Annotated in this window: 18 protein-coding genes; 7 read left to right on the forward strand and 11 right to left on the reverse strand. The window is 70.3% G+C overall.

Translation table 11 applies throughout. The features are described from left to right. Nucleotides 1–74: 74 nt before the first annotated feature. Nucleotides 75–1109: a zinc-binding dehydrogenase gene (locus JOE64_RS12640; RefSeq protein ID WP_204964584.1), complete on the reverse strand. Its 1035-nt coding sequence runs from the start codon at nt 1107–1109 to the stop codon at nt 75–77. Between the two features lie 55 nt (nt 1110–1164). Continuing rightward, on the reverse strand, nt 1165–2004 hold the full coding sequence (locus JOE64_RS12645) for a sulfurtransferase (RefSeq protein ID WP_204964585.1): 840 nt from the start codon (nt 2002–2004) through the stop codon (nt 1165–1167). A 139-nt stretch (nt 2005–2143) separates the two neighbouring features. Between JOE64_RS12645 and JOE64_RS12650 the strand changes: the two genes are divergently transcribed. Further along, nucleotides 2144–3796 (forward strand): MFS transporter, encoded by a 1653-nt coding sequence (locus tag JOE64_RS12650; protein ID WP_204965078.1) that lies wholly within the window; start codon nt 2144–2146, stop codon nt 3794–3796. Here the strand turns inward: JOE64_RS12650 and JOE64_RS12655 are convergent. Both JOE64_RS12655 and JOE64_RS14840 read right to left on the reverse strand, forming a co-directional pair. Then, nucleotides 3771–4370, reverse strand: a complete 600-nt coding sequence (locus tag JOE64_RS12655; protein ID WP_204964586.1) for a PadR family transcriptional regulator — start codon at nt 4368–4370, stop codon at nt 3771–3773. The two genes, JOE64_RS12650 and JOE64_RS12655, sit on opposite strands and share 26 nt — an antisense overlap. Before the next feature lie 79 nt (nt 4371–4449). Further along, the gene (locus JOE64_RS14840) at nt 4450–5523 is read right to left on the reverse strand and encodes an FUSC family protein (protein ID WP_204964587.1); all 1074 of its coding nucleotides are present in this window, start codon (nt 5521–5523) and stop codon (nt 4450–4452) included. An 80-nt stretch (nt 5524–5603) separates the two neighbouring features. Between JOE64_RS14840 and JOE64_RS12665 the strand changes: the two genes are divergently transcribed. Next, a complete protein-coding gene (locus tag JOE64_RS12665) occupies nt 5604–6302 on the forward strand; it encodes a GTP pyrophosphokinase (RefSeq protein ID WP_204964588.1) in 699 nt (232 codons plus the stop codon). Between the two features lie 59 nt (nt 6303–6361). On the opposite strand, the gene JOE64_RS12670 is transcribed toward JOE64_RS12665, so the two are convergent. The 3 genes from JOE64_RS12670 to JOE64_RS12680 form a co-directional block, all read right to left on the reverse strand. Beyond that, nucleotides 6362–7402: a Gfo/Idh/MocA family protein gene (locus JOE64_RS12670; protein ID WP_204964589.1), complete on the reverse strand. Its 1041-nt coding sequence runs from the start codon at nt 7400–7402 to the stop codon at nt 6362–6364. A gap of 26 nt (nt 7403–7428) precedes the next feature. Further along, nucleotides 7429–8703, reverse strand: coding sequence for an L-lactate MFS transporter (locus JOE64_RS12675; RefSeq protein ID WP_204964590.1), 1275 nt, complete (start codon nt 8701–8703; stop codon nt 7429–7431). A gap of 185 nt (nt 8704–8888) precedes the next feature. Next, on the reverse strand, nt 8889–10253 hold the full coding sequence (locus tag JOE64_RS12680; protein ID WP_204964591.1) for an O-acetylhomoserine aminocarboxypropyltransferase/cysteine synthase family protein: 1365 nt from the start codon (nt 10251–10253) through the stop codon (nt 8889–8891). 100 nt (nt 10254–10353) lie between these two features. Here JOE64_RS12680 and JOE64_RS12685 point away from each other — a divergent pair, with 100 nt between their 5' ends. The 3 genes from JOE64_RS12685 to JOE64_RS12695 are packed head-to-tail and all read left to right on the forward strand — an operon-like array spanning nt 10354 to nt 12560. Further along, nucleotides 10354–10941: a flavin reductase family protein gene (locus JOE64_RS12685; protein ID WP_239531769.1), complete on the forward strand. Its 588-nt coding sequence runs from the start codon at nt 10354–10356 to the stop codon at nt 10939–10941. Between the two features lie 9 nt (nt 10942–10950). Continuing rightward, entirely contained in the window at nt 10951–12153 is a 1203-nt protein-coding gene (locus JOE64_RS12690; protein ID WP_204964592.1) for a trans-sulfuration enzyme family protein, read from the forward strand. Between the two features lie 50 nt (nt 12154–12203). After that, nucleotides 12204–12560 (forward strand): DUF7882 family protein, encoded by a 357-nt coding sequence (locus tag JOE64_RS12695; RefSeq protein WP_204964593.1) that lies wholly within the window; start codon nt 12204–12206, stop codon nt 12558–12560. Between the two features lie 9 nt (nt 12561–12569). On the opposite strand, the gene JOE64_RS12700 is transcribed toward JOE64_RS12695, so the two are convergent. Next, nucleotides 12570–12887, reverse strand: coding sequence for a hypothetical protein (locus tag JOE64_RS12700; protein ID WP_204965122.1), 318 nt, complete (start codon nt 12885–12887; stop codon nt 12570–12572). Between JOE64_RS12700 and JOE64_RS12705 the strand changes: the two genes are divergently transcribed. Further along, nucleotides 12882–13166, forward strand: coding sequence for a DeoR/GlpR family DNA-binding transcription regulator (locus tag JOE64_RS12705; RefSeq protein WP_271202595.1), 285 nt, complete (start codon nt 12882–12884; stop codon nt 13164–13166). The two genes, JOE64_RS12700 and JOE64_RS12705, sit on opposite strands and share 6 nt — an antisense overlap. A 36-nt stretch (nt 13167–13202) precedes the next feature. Here JOE64_RS12705 and JOE64_RS12710 read toward each other — a convergent pair whose 3' ends face one another. Both JOE64_RS12710 and JOE64_RS12715 read right to left on the reverse strand, forming a co-directional pair. Beyond that, nucleotides 13203–13529, reverse strand: a complete 327-nt coding sequence (locus JOE64_RS12710) for a DUF7882 family protein (RefSeq protein WP_204964595.1) — start codon at nt 13527–13529, stop codon at nt 13203–13205. A gap of 4 nt (nt 13530–13533) precedes the next feature. Further along, complete coding sequence (locus JOE64_RS12715) at nt 13534–13809, reverse strand: hypothetical protein (protein ID WP_204964596.1); 276 nt, start codon at nt 13807–13809, stop codon at nt 13534–13536. 137 nt (nt 13810–13946) lie between these two features. Here JOE64_RS12715 and JOE64_RS12720 point away from each other — a divergent pair, with 137 nt between their 5' ends. After that, the gene (locus JOE64_RS12720) at nt 13947–14102 is read left to right on the forward strand and encodes a hypothetical protein (protein ID WP_204964597.1); all 156 of its coding nucleotides are present in this window, start codon (nt 13947–13949) and stop codon (nt 14100–14102) included. A 30-nt stretch (nt 14103–14132) separates the two neighbouring features. Here the strand turns inward: JOE64_RS12720 and JOE64_RS12725 are convergent, their stop codons facing one another. Beyond that, nucleotides 14133–15242: a fatty acid desaturase family protein gene (locus JOE64_RS12725; RefSeq protein ID WP_204964598.1), complete on the reverse strand. Its 1110-nt coding sequence runs from the start codon at nt 15240–15242 to the stop codon at nt 14133–14135. Nucleotides 15243–15303: the final 61 nt, after the last annotated feature.

Below are 15303 nucleotides of genomic sequence, written 5' to 3' on the forward strand. Positions count from 1 at the left end.
CAACTCCGACACAAGAAACTCTCAGAAAAGTCCGGCGCGCCGATTTGCGCGGCGCGCCGACGAGAGGTCTCCCCTTAGGGGCGGAGCATCACCTTGAGCGCCTCGCGGCGATCCATCAGCTCGTAGCCGCGCGCCGCGTCGTCGAGGGAGAGTTCGACGTCGAAGACCCGACCTGGATCCACCTCGCCCGACAGCACGTCGGGAAGCAGCCGATCGATGTAGTGGCGCACCGGCGCGACACCGCCGGTGATCGTGACGTTGCGGGCGAACTGCTCGCGTCCGATCGGCCCCTCGCGGTACTGCGGCACCCCGACGCGCGCGATCCGCCCCCCGGCGCGGACGATCCCGAGCGCCTGCTCGAGCGCCGGGAGGTGCCCGACCGCCTCGAGCACGACGTGGCATCCGTCGCCGCCGGTGAGCTCTCGCACGGCCTCGACGCCCTCGTCTGCGCGGGTCGCCACGACATCCGTCGCGCCGAACTCGCGGCCGAGGTCGGTCCGAGCGGCATGCCGGCCCATGAGGATGATCCGCTCGGCACCCAGTCGCCGGGCCGAGAGGACCGCGAGCAGCCCGACCGCCCCATCACCGATGACCGCGACGGTGGTCTCGGGGCCCGCCCCGCCGGTGAGTGCGGCGTGGAACCCGGTGCCGTAGACGTCGCTGAGAGTCAGCAGGCTCGCCAGCAGCCCACTGTGCTCGTCGACCGGAACGGGGTAGAGCGTTCCGTCGGCCAGAGGCGCGCGCAGCAGCTCGGCCTGTGCACCGGCGGAGCCGAGCCGGCTCGCGAGCCCGGCCCGGCGGCACGAGGTCTGCAGGCCCTCACGGCAGAAGTCGCACACCCCGCACGAGAACACGAACGGGACGATCACGAGGTCGCCGGGTCGCACGGTGACGACCTCGGCGCCGACCTCTTCGACGACACCGAGGTACTCGTGGCCCATCGACGTGCCGTCGGGGTTCGGGGCCATCGAATGGTAGGGATGCAGGTCGCTGCCGCAGACGCACGTTCGGACGAGCCTCACCAGGGCATCCGTGGGCTCCTCGATCCGAGGGGCGGGAGCATCGATCACCCGGACATCGCCGGGGGCGAACATGTACGCGGCACGCATGCCTCCAGTCAACACCCTCGGCGGCACGCCTCCTGCCGCCCGCGAGCGGAGACCGTCAGGGCTGGTCGCCGGTGGCGACGGGCCGCCCGGGCGTGTTCGCCCACTGGCTCCAGGAACCGGGGTACAGCGCCGCCTTGTGGCCCGCCACGGCGAGCGCGAGCACCTCCTGCGCGGCGCTCACGCCTGAGCCGCAGTACACACCCACACGACCGCCCCCGACACCGAGCGCGGCGAAGCGCGCCTGCAACTCGTCCGGCGAGCGGAGAGTCCCGTCCCCGTTCACGTTCTCGGACGTGGGCGCGCTGATCGCACCGGGGACGTGTCCCGCACGCGGATCGATCGGCTCAGTCTCACCCCGGTAGCGCTCGCCGGCCCGGGCATCCAGCAGCACCCCGTCGGGGCTCGCGGCGAGCGACGCCGCCTCGTCGATCGTGAGCTGGGGCATCCGTCCGGACTGCAACGTCACACCGCCCTCCACCGGGAGGATCTCGCCCTGCTCCAAGGGAAGACCTGCCGCGCGCCACACGGCAAGTCCGCCGTCGAGAACCCGCGCGTCCACTCCCGCGTCGCGCAGCATCCACCATGCACGGGCCGCCCCGTAGCCCTGCCAGTCGTCGTAGACGACGACCGTGTCGCCGTCGTCGATCCCCCATCGGCGGGCGGATGCCTGGAACGCGGCAGCCTCGGGCAGGGGGTGCCTCCCGTCGAACGGGTGGCCGTGAGCGGCGAGGTCGTCGTCGAGTCGCACGAAGACCGCTCCGGGGATGTGCCCGGCACGGTAGTCGGGGTGGCCGTCCGGGCCGCCGAGCCGCCAGCGCACGTCGAGGACGACGGGCGCCGCGCCCGCGCGCAGCGCGGCATCGAGTTCGGCGGCGGTGATGAGGTGATCGGTCATGATCCGACGGTACGCCCGGCGTCCGCGCGATGGGGCGCCACGACCCTGCGGCCAGCGCGCACCGCCGATCGAGCATATTGTCAGACCACAACTGGACAGAGGTCGCCCACGGGTGCATACTTTCAGCATGACTGAAGGTATGCCCGTTGCGGTCGCCGGCGAATCCGACGCACCCTCCCGCCGCGCGTGGATCGGGCTGGCGGCGCTGGCCACCGGGCTCGGCATGATCGTGCTCGACGGGACGATCGTCGGCGTCGCCCTGCCGACGATGATTCACGACCTCTCGCTCGATCTCACAGACGCGCAGTGGGTGTCGAGCCTGTACGCGGTGCTGCTGGCCGCCCTCCTGCTGTCCACGGGGAAGCTCGCGGACCGGTTCGGGCGCAAGCGCCTGTTCCTCGCCGGCGTCGCCGTCTTCGTCGCCGGCAGCCTGTGGGCGGCCACAGCCGAGTCTGCGGGAATCCTGCTCGCCGCCCGCGCCGCGCAAGCGGTGGGCGCCGCGCTCATCATGCCCTCGACACTGTCGACCGTGAACGCCGTCTTCCGCGGGAAGTCACGAGCGGCCGCCTTCGGGGTGTGGGGCGCCGTCATCTCCGGCGCCGCCGCGCTGGGTCCTCTCGTCGGCGGCATCCTCACGCAGTATGCGTCATGGCAGTGGGTGTTCCTCGTGAACCTTCCGCTCGGGGCGGCGGTGTTCGCCGTCGCCGTCTGGGCGGTGCCCGAGACGCGTGGTTCGGGCTTCCGGCGCGGAGCCGACGTCGACGGCGCCCTGCTGGCGGCGATCGGTTTCGGCGCACTCGTCTTCGCTGTGATCGAAGGGCCCACGCTCGGCTGGTGGGCTCCCGCGGCCGACCTCGCCATCGGCGGATGGGGCTGGCCCGCCACCGCCCCCGTCTCGATCGTCCCGATCTGTCTCGCCGTCTCGGCCGTCGCCCTCACGCTGTTCGTGATCTGGGAACGCCATCGCGAACGTGTGCAGCGCGACGCGCTGCTGGATCTGCACCTCTTCTCCCTGCGCACCTTCTCGTGGGGCAACGTCACCGCCGCGACCGTGGCGGTGGGCGAGTTCGCGCTCATCTTCGTGCTGCCGCTGTACCTCACCGCCGCCCTCGGCCTGTCGGTGCTGCAGACCGGTCTCATCCTGGCCGCGATGGCGTTCGGCGCGTTCGCCTCCGGAGCCGCCGCACGGCATCTGGCCGCGCGGTTCGGCGCCACTGGCACCGTCGTCATCGGCCTCTCGCTCGAGGTGATCGGCGTCATCGCCCTCGCTCTCGTCGTGAGCGGGGTCACCCCCGGCGGAATCATCGCCCTCCCGCTGGTCGTCTACGGCCTCGGCCTCGGCCTCGCCTCGGCGCAGCTGACCGGCACCGTGCTGCGCGACGTACCGGTCGCCGTCAGCGGCCAGGCATCGGCGACCCAGTCGACCGTCCGTCAGATCGGAACGGCACTCGGCACAGCCTTCGCCGGGGCCACTCTGTCGATCTCGCTCGCGATCGCCCTGCCGGGCGCGCTGGAGCAGGCAGGGTTCACCGGCCCTGCCGCGTCGCAGCTCGCCGACGCGACCCGCGCCTCGGCGGGGACGATGATCTCTCAGCTGCGCGCGCACGGCGCTGCCAGCAGCCTCGGGACTCAGACGGATGCCGCCGTGGCGGCCCTGTCCGCCGGGTTCGCAGACGCGACGCGCTGGTCGATGCTCGTCGCCGGCGTGTTCCTGCTGCTCGGGCTGGTGGGCGCACTGCGACTGCGCTCCCTCGACCGATCCTCGACTACGTCCGCGCTGCCTTCTCGCTGAGACGCGGCCGACCGCGGGCGGGCTTGTGCGCCGAGAGCGCCTGCACGCCGACCCCCGGCGGCATCTCCCGCAAGCGGGCGGCAACGTGATCGAGCCAACGCACCTCATTCTCGGCCGCGAAGATCGCACTCGACCGCGGCAGCCATCCGAGAGCGCCGTCGGGAGCGTTCGCGTCGCCCGCGTTGCACGCGGCCAGCTCGTCGACACGGGCCTGCGACACCGCGCGCTGTTCCCGCACGATCTCCGCGACATCGATGCCCGGCAGCGTCGCGGCCACGGTGATCTTCAGGACCAGCTCGTCGCGGGCGGCATCCGCGCGTGCCACCGGTCGCTGCAGCCATCCGCGAGCCTCCGCCGCACCGTCGGCCGTGATCTTCCAGTAGACGTGCCCCTCGGCATCCGTCTCGCCTTTCTCGACGAGGCCGTCGCGCTCGAGGCGGTCGAGGGTGTTGTAGATCTGGCCGACGTTCAGCGGCCACGCCGACCCGGTGCGCCGGTCGAACTCGGCGCGCAGCTGATAGCCATAGCAGGGCCCCTGATCGAGGATCGCGAGAAGGCTCTGACGCACTGACATCCGTGTCCCCTCCCTCTGCATGCCGGGTATGTGTATTCCGAGTATAGAGAGCGCCCGCGCGGCTCGGCCCGCGCAGCGGTCAGTCGTCGTGCAGGCGCACGGTGAGCGCGGCTGCCGTGCCGATCGCCGCTCCGACGACGGTGTCGACGACCCGCTCGAGCGCGAGCGGCACGGTCGCCGCATGCCCCGATGCCGCACCGATGAGCAGCAGGACGAGCGGCGTGATGAACACCAACGCCAACGCGTAGTGGCGCACGACGACCAGCTCGATCACGAACTGCAGGGCGCCGAGCACGATCCCCAGCGCCCAGATCGGCAACGGCAGGAACGCGAGCACCAGGTAAAGCACTCCCCCGCCGATCGTTCCTACCGAGCGATGGATGCCGCGGGTCGCCGCGGCCCGTCGACCCAGAGGCATCCCGGCCACCGCGATCCCCGCGCAGACCACCCAGTAGGAACGGGTCGGGTCGACGAGCATCGCGGCGCAGACGCCGAGCACCGCGACGATCGCGCTCCGTGCCGTCAGCGACCGCGCGACGCCGCCCCATCGCGCGGGAAAGAGCTCGGCGAGCGGTCGCGGCTTCTCAGCGCGATACCGGGGCAGCGCAAGCGGCGCCGCCACCAGGACGCACGCGAACACACACGAGCCCGCGACCACGACCAGGTACGTGAGGGGATCGACGGCCCTGCCCCCATCGTGCAGGGCGGTGATCTGCGCCGACAGCCCGAAGACCAGCACGAAGAAGACCGTGCCCGGCGGACCGAGCGAGCGCCGGCCCGCGACGGCGGCCGAGACGATCGTGACGATCACGACGCCGGCCAGCACGACGGGCGTCCCTCCCGCGGCGGCGAGCGTCCCCGCCGCCGCGCAGGCGATCAGCGCCAGTGCGATGAGAGGAGCGAAACGTGCCCGCTCGCGCGGGCGCAGCCATCCGCCGTAGATGACGGTGAACGCGCCGGATGCCGCCAGCAGCGCGATGTCGGAGCGACCGACGGCGGCGAGGAGCACGATCGGTGCGGCCATCGCGAGGCCCGCCTGCAGCGCCAGCGGCCAGCGACGCCCCGTCGGTGGGCCGAAGCTCGTGAGGCTGTCGGCGACGTGTCGCAGTTCCCGGTGCATCCGCGCGCCGAGGGGGACATGATCGGGATGCACGCTCCCATTCTCCCTGCATCCGCTCCTGTCGCGGCGACCCTCTCAGCATCCGCCCAAGCGCTCTGGCTACGGTCTGACACATGAGCACCCGTGGCGGAGATCTCTCCGTGTCGTTCGGCGGCGACGTCGCGACATTCTCGACCGAAGAACTCCGTTCGATGCGCGACGAGCTGCAGCGGTTCCTCCTCGAGTACCAGTTCGGACTGCGCGAGGTCGAGACGAAGCTGGTCATCCTGCGCGACGAGTTCCAGCTCACGCACGACTACAACCCGATCGAGCACGTATCCAGCCGCGTGAAGACGGCCGACAGCCTCGTGGACAAGATCGCCCGCAAGGGCATCGAGCCGACCTTCGATGCGATTCGCACGGGCGTCACCGACATCGCCGGGATCCGGGTCACGACGAGCTTCACCCGCGATGCGTATCGCCTGTTCGACCTGCTGACCGGACAGGACGACATCTCCGTGCGCCTGGTCAAGGACTACATCTCCGATCCCAAGCCGAACGGATACAAGAGCCTGCACGCGATCGTGGAGGTGCCGGTGTTCCTCTCCACGGGCAGGGTCGAGGTGCCCGTCGAGGTGCAGTTCCGCACGATCGCGATGGACTTCTGGGCCAGCCTCGAGCACAAGATCTACTACAAGTACGACGGCGCCGTCCCCGACGGGCTGCTGGCGGAGCTCAAGGATGCCGCCGACTCGGCCGCCCTGCTGGATGCGCGGATGGAACGCCTGCACGAGCAGCTGCACGGCCCGAATCACGTCGTCCACGCCATCTGACGCACGCCCCTCTGCGGCGAACGGAGAGGCGTGCGTCAGGGCGTCAGGGCGTCAGGGCGTCAGGAGAGAGTGATGCTCTCGCCGTTCTCGGCGGCGGCCTTGACCGCGTTCAGCACGTCGAGCGTGCGGATCGCGTCCTCCGGCGTCACGATCGGCTGCTCCTCGCCCCGGATGACCCCGGCGAAGTGCACGAGCTGCAGACGGTGCGGCAGGCCCTCTCGCACTCCCTGGATCTCGCACGTGAGCGGCGCGGTCCAGTCCGAGACGCCGTCGGCGTAGGTGAAGAGCTGCAGGCGCGGCAACGAGAGCGATCCGCGCGTCCCCATGATGAGGTACGCGTCCGTGTCGAAGGGGGCGAAGAACGGGTTCTCCCGCGCCGTCGCCTCCCAGTTCCACGGCGACGCCGCGGCATCCGACAGCGTCAGCGAGCCGAGCGCGCCGCCCGCGAACCGCACGTTGACGACGGCGGAGTCCTCCACCTCGAAACCGCGGGCCGCATTCGCCGCCATGCCCTGGATCTGCTCCGGCTCGCCGATGAGATACCGCATCAGGTCGACGTCGTGGACCATGTTCACCAGGATCGGGCCGGCGCCCTTCTGACGCCGCCACGGGATGTCGTAGTAGGTGTCGGGCTTGTAGATCGCGTAGTGCATCGACACCGTGACGATCCGCCCCAGCACGCCCGAGTCGATGATCTCCTTCGCCCGACGCACCTTGGGGTTGTGCCGACGGTGTTGACCGATGAGCACCTTCGCGCCCTGCTCGCGGGCCTCGGCCGCGAAGGCGCGTGCGTCGTCGAGGTCGTCGCTGATGGGCTTTTCGACGAGAACGGGGATGCCCCGGGCGATGACGTCACGCGCCATCGGCAGATGCAGACGGTTCGGCGACGCGATGATCACGCCGTCGGGTCGGACGGCGTCGAGCATCTCGACGTGGTCCGCATACCAGGGGACGCCGAGCGATGCGGCATACGCCTCGGTCTCCGGCATGGGGTCGGCGAGCGCGACGAGCACCGTCTGCGGATCGTCCTGGACGTAGCGGACGTGGTCGCGGCCCATGGCGCCGGCGCCGATGATAGCGATGCGGAGCTGTTCGTTCATGGTGGATTCCTCTCCTTCGGGCGGGGTCACTCGACGCCGACCGATGCCGACGGGGCAGGCACCACGGAAGCGGTGCCGCGGGTGCGGGACGCGGTCGCCTTCAGTACGAAGACCAGGACCAGTCCGACGGCGCAGATCGCGGATGCGGCGAAGAAGGCGTTGCGGTACCCCGTCTCGTCGGAGAACAGCGAGGTCGCCAGACGCGGTCCGATCCAGGCGCCGATGGCGTAGCCGAGGAACATGATCCCGTAGTTCACGCCGAGGTTCTTCGTGCCGAACGTCTCTCCCGTCAAGGGCGGGTAGATCACCAGGAGCGCGCCGAAGGTGAATCCGAGCATCACGATGCAGACGACGAACAGTGCCGGGGCGGTCGCGATCGTGAGCAGGAGCATGGCCGCCAGCGTGCCGGAGAGCATGATGAGCAGGCTGCGGTAGGGGCCGATCCTGTCGTACAGTGCGCCGAAGCTGAGGCGCCCGGCGAAGTTCGCGATCGTCGACACCGACACCATCAGTGCGCCGAAGGCGGCCGCGGCCATCGTTCCCACATCGCCGATCTGCTTCTGCGCGATGGCCGAGACGGCCCCCACCAGCATGGTGCCACCGGTCGCGGCGGCGGCGAACAGCGCGAGCATCAGGTAGAAGCGACCGGACGACAGCATGCCGCGCCAGTCGACTCCTCCGTCGGCGGTCGCCGCCGCCGGAGCACCCTGGGGGGCGTAGCCGACGGGAACGGGGCGCACGAACAGCCCGCCGAGGCTGATCGCGATCCAGAACACGACCCCGAGGGTCATCAGGGCGCCGGTGAGCCCCATCGCGCCCAGCAGCGCGTTGGCGGCGGGAGCCAGCAGGGCCGGCCCGATGGCGGCGCCGCCGAGCAGCAGACCGGAGGCCTTGCCGCGCATGTCGGGGAACCAGCGCTGCGCCGTCGTCAATGCGGGGTTGTAGACCAGGCCGTTGCCCATTCCGGCGATGACACCGTGGACGAGATAGAGCATCGGCAGCGCGGTGACCAGACCGGTGAAGAACCAGCCGATGCCGAAGAGCAGACCGCCCAGCAGCAGCACCGCACGCGGACCGACGCGGTCGCTGATCCGGCCCGAGAAGATGCCCGTGACGGCCATCACCGTCTGGAAGATGGAGAACGACAGTGTCACGTCGACCGGTGTCCAGTCGTTCTTCTGCGCCAGCGGGTTGAGGAAGACGCTGAAGAGCGCGATCGACGAGACGAAGAACAGCACGATGAAGGCGGCTCCGAGCACCCCCCATCGCGCGGGATTGTTCGGACGGGAGACGGAGGACATGCTCACTCCTCGGGGGCGACCTCGCGGACGCCGACATCGCGGTCGGCGCCAGGACGGGCGACCGTCGCCCGCCCTTCCACCCTCGCGAGACTCCCCCACCGGGTTTCCCCGATCGCACCGGGAAAATGGCCCGGTGCGGTCATGAATCAAATCTCACACTGTGCTCTCGCGGAGCACAATGCGCCTCACGAGCGGCGCAGCGCCTGATCGAGATCGGCGATGAGGTCGGCCGGGTCTTCCAGCCCGATCGACAGGCGCACCGTCCGTGGCGAGATCCCCGCGTCGGCGAGCTGTGCGGGGCTGAGATGGCTGTGGGTCATCGACGCCGGGTGCGCGACGAGCGAGCGGGCGTCGCCGATGTTGGCGACGAGCTTCACGAGGCTCAGCCCGTCGACGACGCGATGCACGCGCGCGAGGTCGGCCGCGGCGTCACCGGTCGAGGCCACATCGAACGAGAACACCGCGGGGATGCCCTGCGGCAGGTAGGTCCGCGCCGCATCAGCCCAGGGGTTGCCCTCCAGACCCGGGTGGTGCACGACGGCGACGTCGGGGTGCCCGTCGAGGAACCGCGCGACGGCGAGGGCGGATGCCGCATGACGCCCCATCCGCAGGTCCAGCGTTTCGAGTCCCTGCAGCAGCTGGAACGAGTTGAACGGCGACAGCGACGGCCCGAGGTCGTGCACGTACTTCGTCTTGATGAGGACGGCGAGCGCCTGGCCGTCCGCACCGAACCGCTCCCACAGGGTCACCCCGGGGATGCGGGCGTAGGGACGGGTCAGCTGGGGCCACCGATCGGGCTCGGCACCGAAATCGAACGATCCGATGTCGACCACCACCCCGCCCATCGAGGTGCCGTGGCCGCCGAGGTACTTGGTCGCCGAGTGCACGACGATGTCGGCGCCGTGCGCGCCGGGGCGCTGCAGATACGGCGTCGCGACCGTGTTGTCGATCACGAGCGGCACACCGGCGGCGTGGGCGATATCGGCGACCAGCTGCACGTCGAGGACCTGCGCGGTGGGGTTGGTGACGGATTCGGCGAACAGGGCCCGCGTCGTCGGGCGGATCGCGGCACGCCAGGCCTGCGGATCGTCCTGGTCGACGAAGTCCACCTCGATGCCCCACTCGGCGAACGTCTCCTGAAAGAGGTCGACCGTGCCGCCGTAGAGCTGCTGCGCCGCGACGATGTGCTCGCCGTTCTTGGCGAGGGCGAGGAGCGCAACGGCGACCGCGGCCTGTCCCGAGGCGACCGCGACCGCGGCGGTGCCCCCCTCGAGGGCGGACACACGCTCCTCGAAGACGAGCTGGGTGGGATTCGCCGCGCGGCTGTAGAGGTTTCCCGCCTTGCGCAGGGCGAAGATGTCGGCCGCGTCCTGCAGCGAGGCGAACTCGTACGCGGTGGTCTGATAGATCGGCGTCGCGACGGCGTTCTGCGGCGTGCCCGGAGTGTAGCCGCGGCGCACCTGCTCGGTCGCGAAGCCCCGAGAGGCGCCCGAAGGCGTGCTCGAGGAGGTGGCGGGTGCGGCGGCGCGGTCGGGGTTCGTCGCGGTCATGTCATCCATTTCATCGGATGACGCTCGACGCCGCGGTTCGTGTGTCGTCGTGTTGCACCGCCCCGAGCCCGGAGCACGTCGGCGCGCGTACCGTAGAGGGATGACCTCCACGCCCGCCGCCTCGTCGCCCGATCAGATCGTGCCGCACCTCTCGCCGTCGGCGGGATTCTCGGGCTCGCTGTCGGCAGACGAGTTCAAAGCACTGTTCCGCGGGCACCCGGGCGGCGTCGCCGTGATCACGGCCGACGCGGGCGAGGGCCCCGTGGCGCTCACCGCGACGAGCGTCGCGAGCGTGAGCGCCGATCCGCCCCTGCTCATCTTCTCGGTCTCGTCGCTGTCGTCGTCGGCGGCGGTGCTCGCCCGGGCCGAGACCGTGGTCGTCCACCTGCTCGACGCGCAGGACCTCGACCTCGCCCGTATCGGGGCCACGTCGGGCATCGATCGTTTCGACGGCACCCGCCCGTGGTCGCGGCTGGTCACCGGCGAAGCCGTCTATCACGACGTGCGTGCCTGGGTGCGCTGCGCGATCATCGAGCGGATGGATGCCGGCGGCTCCACCGTCATCGCCGCGCACGCCTTGCAGGCACAGCTCGAACGCGACGTCTCGCCGGGAGAGGCGGGCGACGCGCTGGTCTACCACAACCGCGCGTGGCACCGCCTGGGCGAGCACTCGCGCATCGACTCCTGACGCACCAGCATGACGCGGCCCGACAAGCACGACCCCGCCAGCCTCGCCTTCGCGACGCAGGCGGTCCATTCCGGCAACCGCATCGATCAGGGCACGGGCGCCATCCGGACCCCGATCGTGATGGCGAACTCCTACGCCCTTCCCGACGACCCGTCCGAGCTCGGCTGGTCCGACACGGACGTCCCGATCTACACCCGCAACTCCGGCGTGAACCAGATCGCTCTGCAGCAGAAGCTCGCGGCGCTCGAGGGCGGTGAGGATGCCGTCGCCCTGGCATCCGGCGTCGCGGCGCTGCACGCGGTCTTCTTCACCCTCCTCCGCTCGGGCGACCACGTCGTGGTCGGCGACGTGACCTACGAGGCGACCTGGCGGCTGTTCTCCGAGCTGCTGCCGGAGCGCTACGGCATCACTGCGACTTTCGTGGACTCGGCCGATCCGGCCGCGGTGCGCGCGGCGATCCGCCCCGAGACGAGGCTCGTCCACGTCGAGACGATCGGCAACCCCACGACGAAGGTGACCGACATCGCGGCCGTCGCACGCATCGCGCACGATGCCGGCGCGCTGCTGTCGGTCGATTCGACGTTCACCCCTCCGCCGCTCTACCGCCCCCTCGCCGACGGGGCGGACCTCGTCGCCCATTCGCTGACGAAGTACATCAACGGTCACGGCGACGCGATGGGGGGCGCCGTGATCGGGCGACACGACCTCATCGCGCGGATCAAGGCGGACGCGATGGTCGACGTGGGCGGTGTCATCTCGCCGTTCAACGCCTGGCTCATCCAGCGTGGCTCGTCGACCCTGCCGCTGCGCATGCGCCAGCATCTGAGCACGGCGGAACGGCTCGCGCGGGTGCTCGACGACGATCCTCGGATCGCCTTCGTCGCCTACCCCGGGCTGCCCTCGCATCCGCAGCACGAGATCGCCGCCCGCCAGTTCGGCGGTCGCGGCTTCGGGGCGATGCTGGCGTTCGCCGTCGAGGGCGACACCGACGCGCAGAACCGCTTCGTCGCGGCGCTGCGCGTCATCACCTCCGCGGTGTCGCTGGGCCACGACGAGTCACTGATCGTGCACATCGGAAGATCGGGCGCGCGCACAGCCGCCTACCCCGAACCGTTCCGACAGTACGGTCATCTGCGGTTCTCCGTCGGGCTGGAGGACCCGTCCGACCTCGAGGCCGACCTGCGCGCGGCCCTGGATGCCACCTTCGCCTGACACGGGCGAGCGGCCCGGAGGCATCCTCGGGTCGGATCTACACTTCTCGCATGGGCACCATCTATTACGGAGGCTCGGCGACGCCGATCCACATCGATGATCGGGCGCTGTCGCATCTCAAAGTCGTCATCGCGACCAAGCTCCGCCGCGGCGAGAGCTTCACCGTCTCATGGCCGCATCCCGACGACGAACCCGGCGGGCGCAGCACCATCTGGGTCCATCCGTCCATCGCGCTCCGATTCGTCTTCGACGACCCCGAGCCGGTCGAGCTGAACCGCTCGTGGATCGAGACCCTCGCACAGTCCGCGAACTCCTCGGGCGGCATCATGCTGGTCGCCGAGCAGATCGAGGCGGCACCCGCGGAGCCGGCCGACAACGCGCCGCAGACCGTCGACGTCGCCGACTGACCGACGCTCTCAGCGGTTCCTCGGCCCGGCGAGCGGCGCGAGGAACCCGCCCACGAAGCTGTCGCCGAGGCCGATCGTCGTGGGCGTCGACGTGTCGACGACGACGGCCGGCACCCCGACGGCGCCCGTCTGGAGTGCCTCGACGGCCTCGACCACGCGCCGACCGGCGGCGTGGCGGGGCAGTGCCGCGGTGTCCTCCAGATCGTGGACGTCGAAGACGTCGCCGAGTCGGTACCGCGTCGCAGACAGCGCGACCGCGCTCTCGAGCGACGCGCGATGCCGGTGCGCGTCCCTCCCCACCGCGACCGCCCAGTACCGGGTGTGCACGACGTCGACATCCGCTGCGACCTCGCGCTGGTCGCCGTGGGGGCCGTGGATGCCTCCGGGTACTCCACCAGCAACCTCGGGGACGCGACGATGATGGCCGAGATGATGGAACGCGCCGAGCGCACCGCGATCCTCGCCGACTCCAGCAAGCTCGGGCGCCGACTGTTCGCACAGGTCGCGCCGCTGCGCGGGGCCGACTACCTCGTCACCGACACGCCGCCGGCAGGCGAACTCGCCTCGGCCCTTGCGCAGGCCGATGTGACAGTCGTCACCGGCTGACCCGGTCGACCCCTGTCGGGGCGGCCCCGTGCCGGATCAGCCGGTGAGCACCTCGCCTGCGGTGACGCCCTCGGGTTCGGGGACGATGTGCAGGCCACCGGTGGAGTTCGCCGCCTGGGTCAGCGCCTCGAGCCAGGCGCGGTTCAGGGCCGGCTGACGGCTGCCGTTGTACTTGTACACCAGCGACGCGTTCGGGTGCAGCCACACGGTCGTCCGACCGTCACCGAGGCTCGGCTCGTTGCGCCAGGTGAAGGGGAACGGCTCGCCTCGCCGCAGCTTCTGCGTGATGACGACCTGAAGATGCGCCAGCACGCGATCGTCGAAATCCACCTTGACGCTGCCGTCGTAATTGAACCTGCCCACGCCCCTACCGTAACGCGTCCGCACGACGGGTGATCTCATCGCACGCCAGCTCGGCTCCCCCCACCGGCGCCGACAGGGCGACGGGAGCATCGACGACTGCCATCAGTCCCGCGCCCCCGATCAGCAGCGAGCAGAGCGTCGGGTTGCCGTCGTGGAAGCTGGGGAACTCGACGATGTCGGCGCTCCCCCTCTCGAGGAGGACGCGCGCGTAGGACAGCACGGCCTCGGCGACGTCATCGGTCGTCAGGATCCGGTGGCCTTCGATCAGGATGTCCTTCATGGCTGCGCCTCGTCATATCTGCTCGGTCGGATGCCTCCACTGAACCGGATGCCGTCGTGCGAGGCGAGGGGTTGACAGACGCGATCGCGGCTGTCAACCCCTCGCACGTCGGTCGAGGCGCGAGCACACTGGCATCCATGACACTCGCGATCATCCTTCTCGTCGTCGGCATCGTCCTGATCCTGCTCGGCGTCTTCGTCGAAGCGGCGAAGTTCCTGCTGTGGATCGGCCTCGTGATCCTGATCATCGCCGTGATCGCCTGGCTCATGCGCGCGATCAAACGCAACGCCTGATCGGCACCGCCACCGGCGGCGCCGGAGCCGTCATGCCCGGCGGTACTCCGAGACGACCGGGCACGCGAACGGGTCACGTGCGGCGAGTCCCACGCGGTTGAGGTAGTCGACCACGATCGCGTACGAGCGCCAGAGGCTCGTCTCGGTGTAGGGAACTCCGTGCGTGCGGCAGAAGTCGCGAACGACGGGTCGCACCTGCGCGAGGTACGGGCGCGCCATGCTGGGGAAGAGGTGGTGCTCGACCTGGTAATTGAGTCCGCCCAGCAAGGCTGAGGCCCACCACCCCCCGCGGATGTTGCGCGAGGTACGCACCTGCTTGCTGAAGAAGTCGAGCCTCGCGCCCTCGGCGATGACCGGCATGCCCTTGTGGTTGGGAGCGAACGATGCCCCCATGTACACGCCGAAGACAGCCAGCTGAACGCCCAGGAACGCGAAGGCCATGCCCACCGGCAGCACGAGGAACAGCGGCACGAGCAGAATGGCGAAGCGCGTCGCGATGAGGCCGAGCTCGAGAGCACGCCCCTTGATCGGCTCGCGCGAGAACAGGTGGCGGATGCCCAGGGCGTGCAGGTTGAGCCCCTCGAGGGTGAGGAGCGGGAAGAAGAGCCAGCCCTGGCGGCGCGTGATCATGCGCCGCAGGCCCCGCGCCTGCGCGGCATCCTCCTCGAGGAACGAGATGGTGTCGACGGCGATGTCCGGGTCCTTGCCGACCCGGTTGGGGTTGGCGTGATGCCGAGAGTGCTTGGCATCCCACCATGAGTAGCTGATGCCGACGACACCGGCGGCGAGCACACGTGCCAGCCGGACGTTGGCAGGACCCGATGACAGGATCTGCCGGTGCGCCGCCTCGTGCGCGAGGAAGGCGGCCTGCGTGAGGACGACACCGAGCGCCGCGGCGATGAGCAGCTGGAACCAGCTGTCGCCGAGCAGCACGAACCCGGTGATGCAGCCACCGAGCGCGAGCGCGAGAGCCGCACCGACCGCGCCGTAGAAGATCGGGGCCCGACGCAGAAGCCCCATCTCCTTCGCCACCTGCGAGACCTGCGTGTACGCGCGCGCCAGCGGCGGGAAGGTCTCCGCGGTCGCGTAGGTCTGACGTACCGGTCCGAGGGTGGAGGAGGCGGGTGCGGCCATGGGCATGGCTCCAGACGATCGGCGCGGAGCCGGGACCGACCCGCAGGGCGAAGCAGGCGGCGGATGC

This window comes from Microbacterium dextranolyticum, assembly GCF_016907295.1.
Classification (GTDB): Bacteria; Actinomycetota; Actinomycetes; order Actinomycetales; family Microbacteriaceae; genus Microbacterium; species Microbacterium dextranolyticum.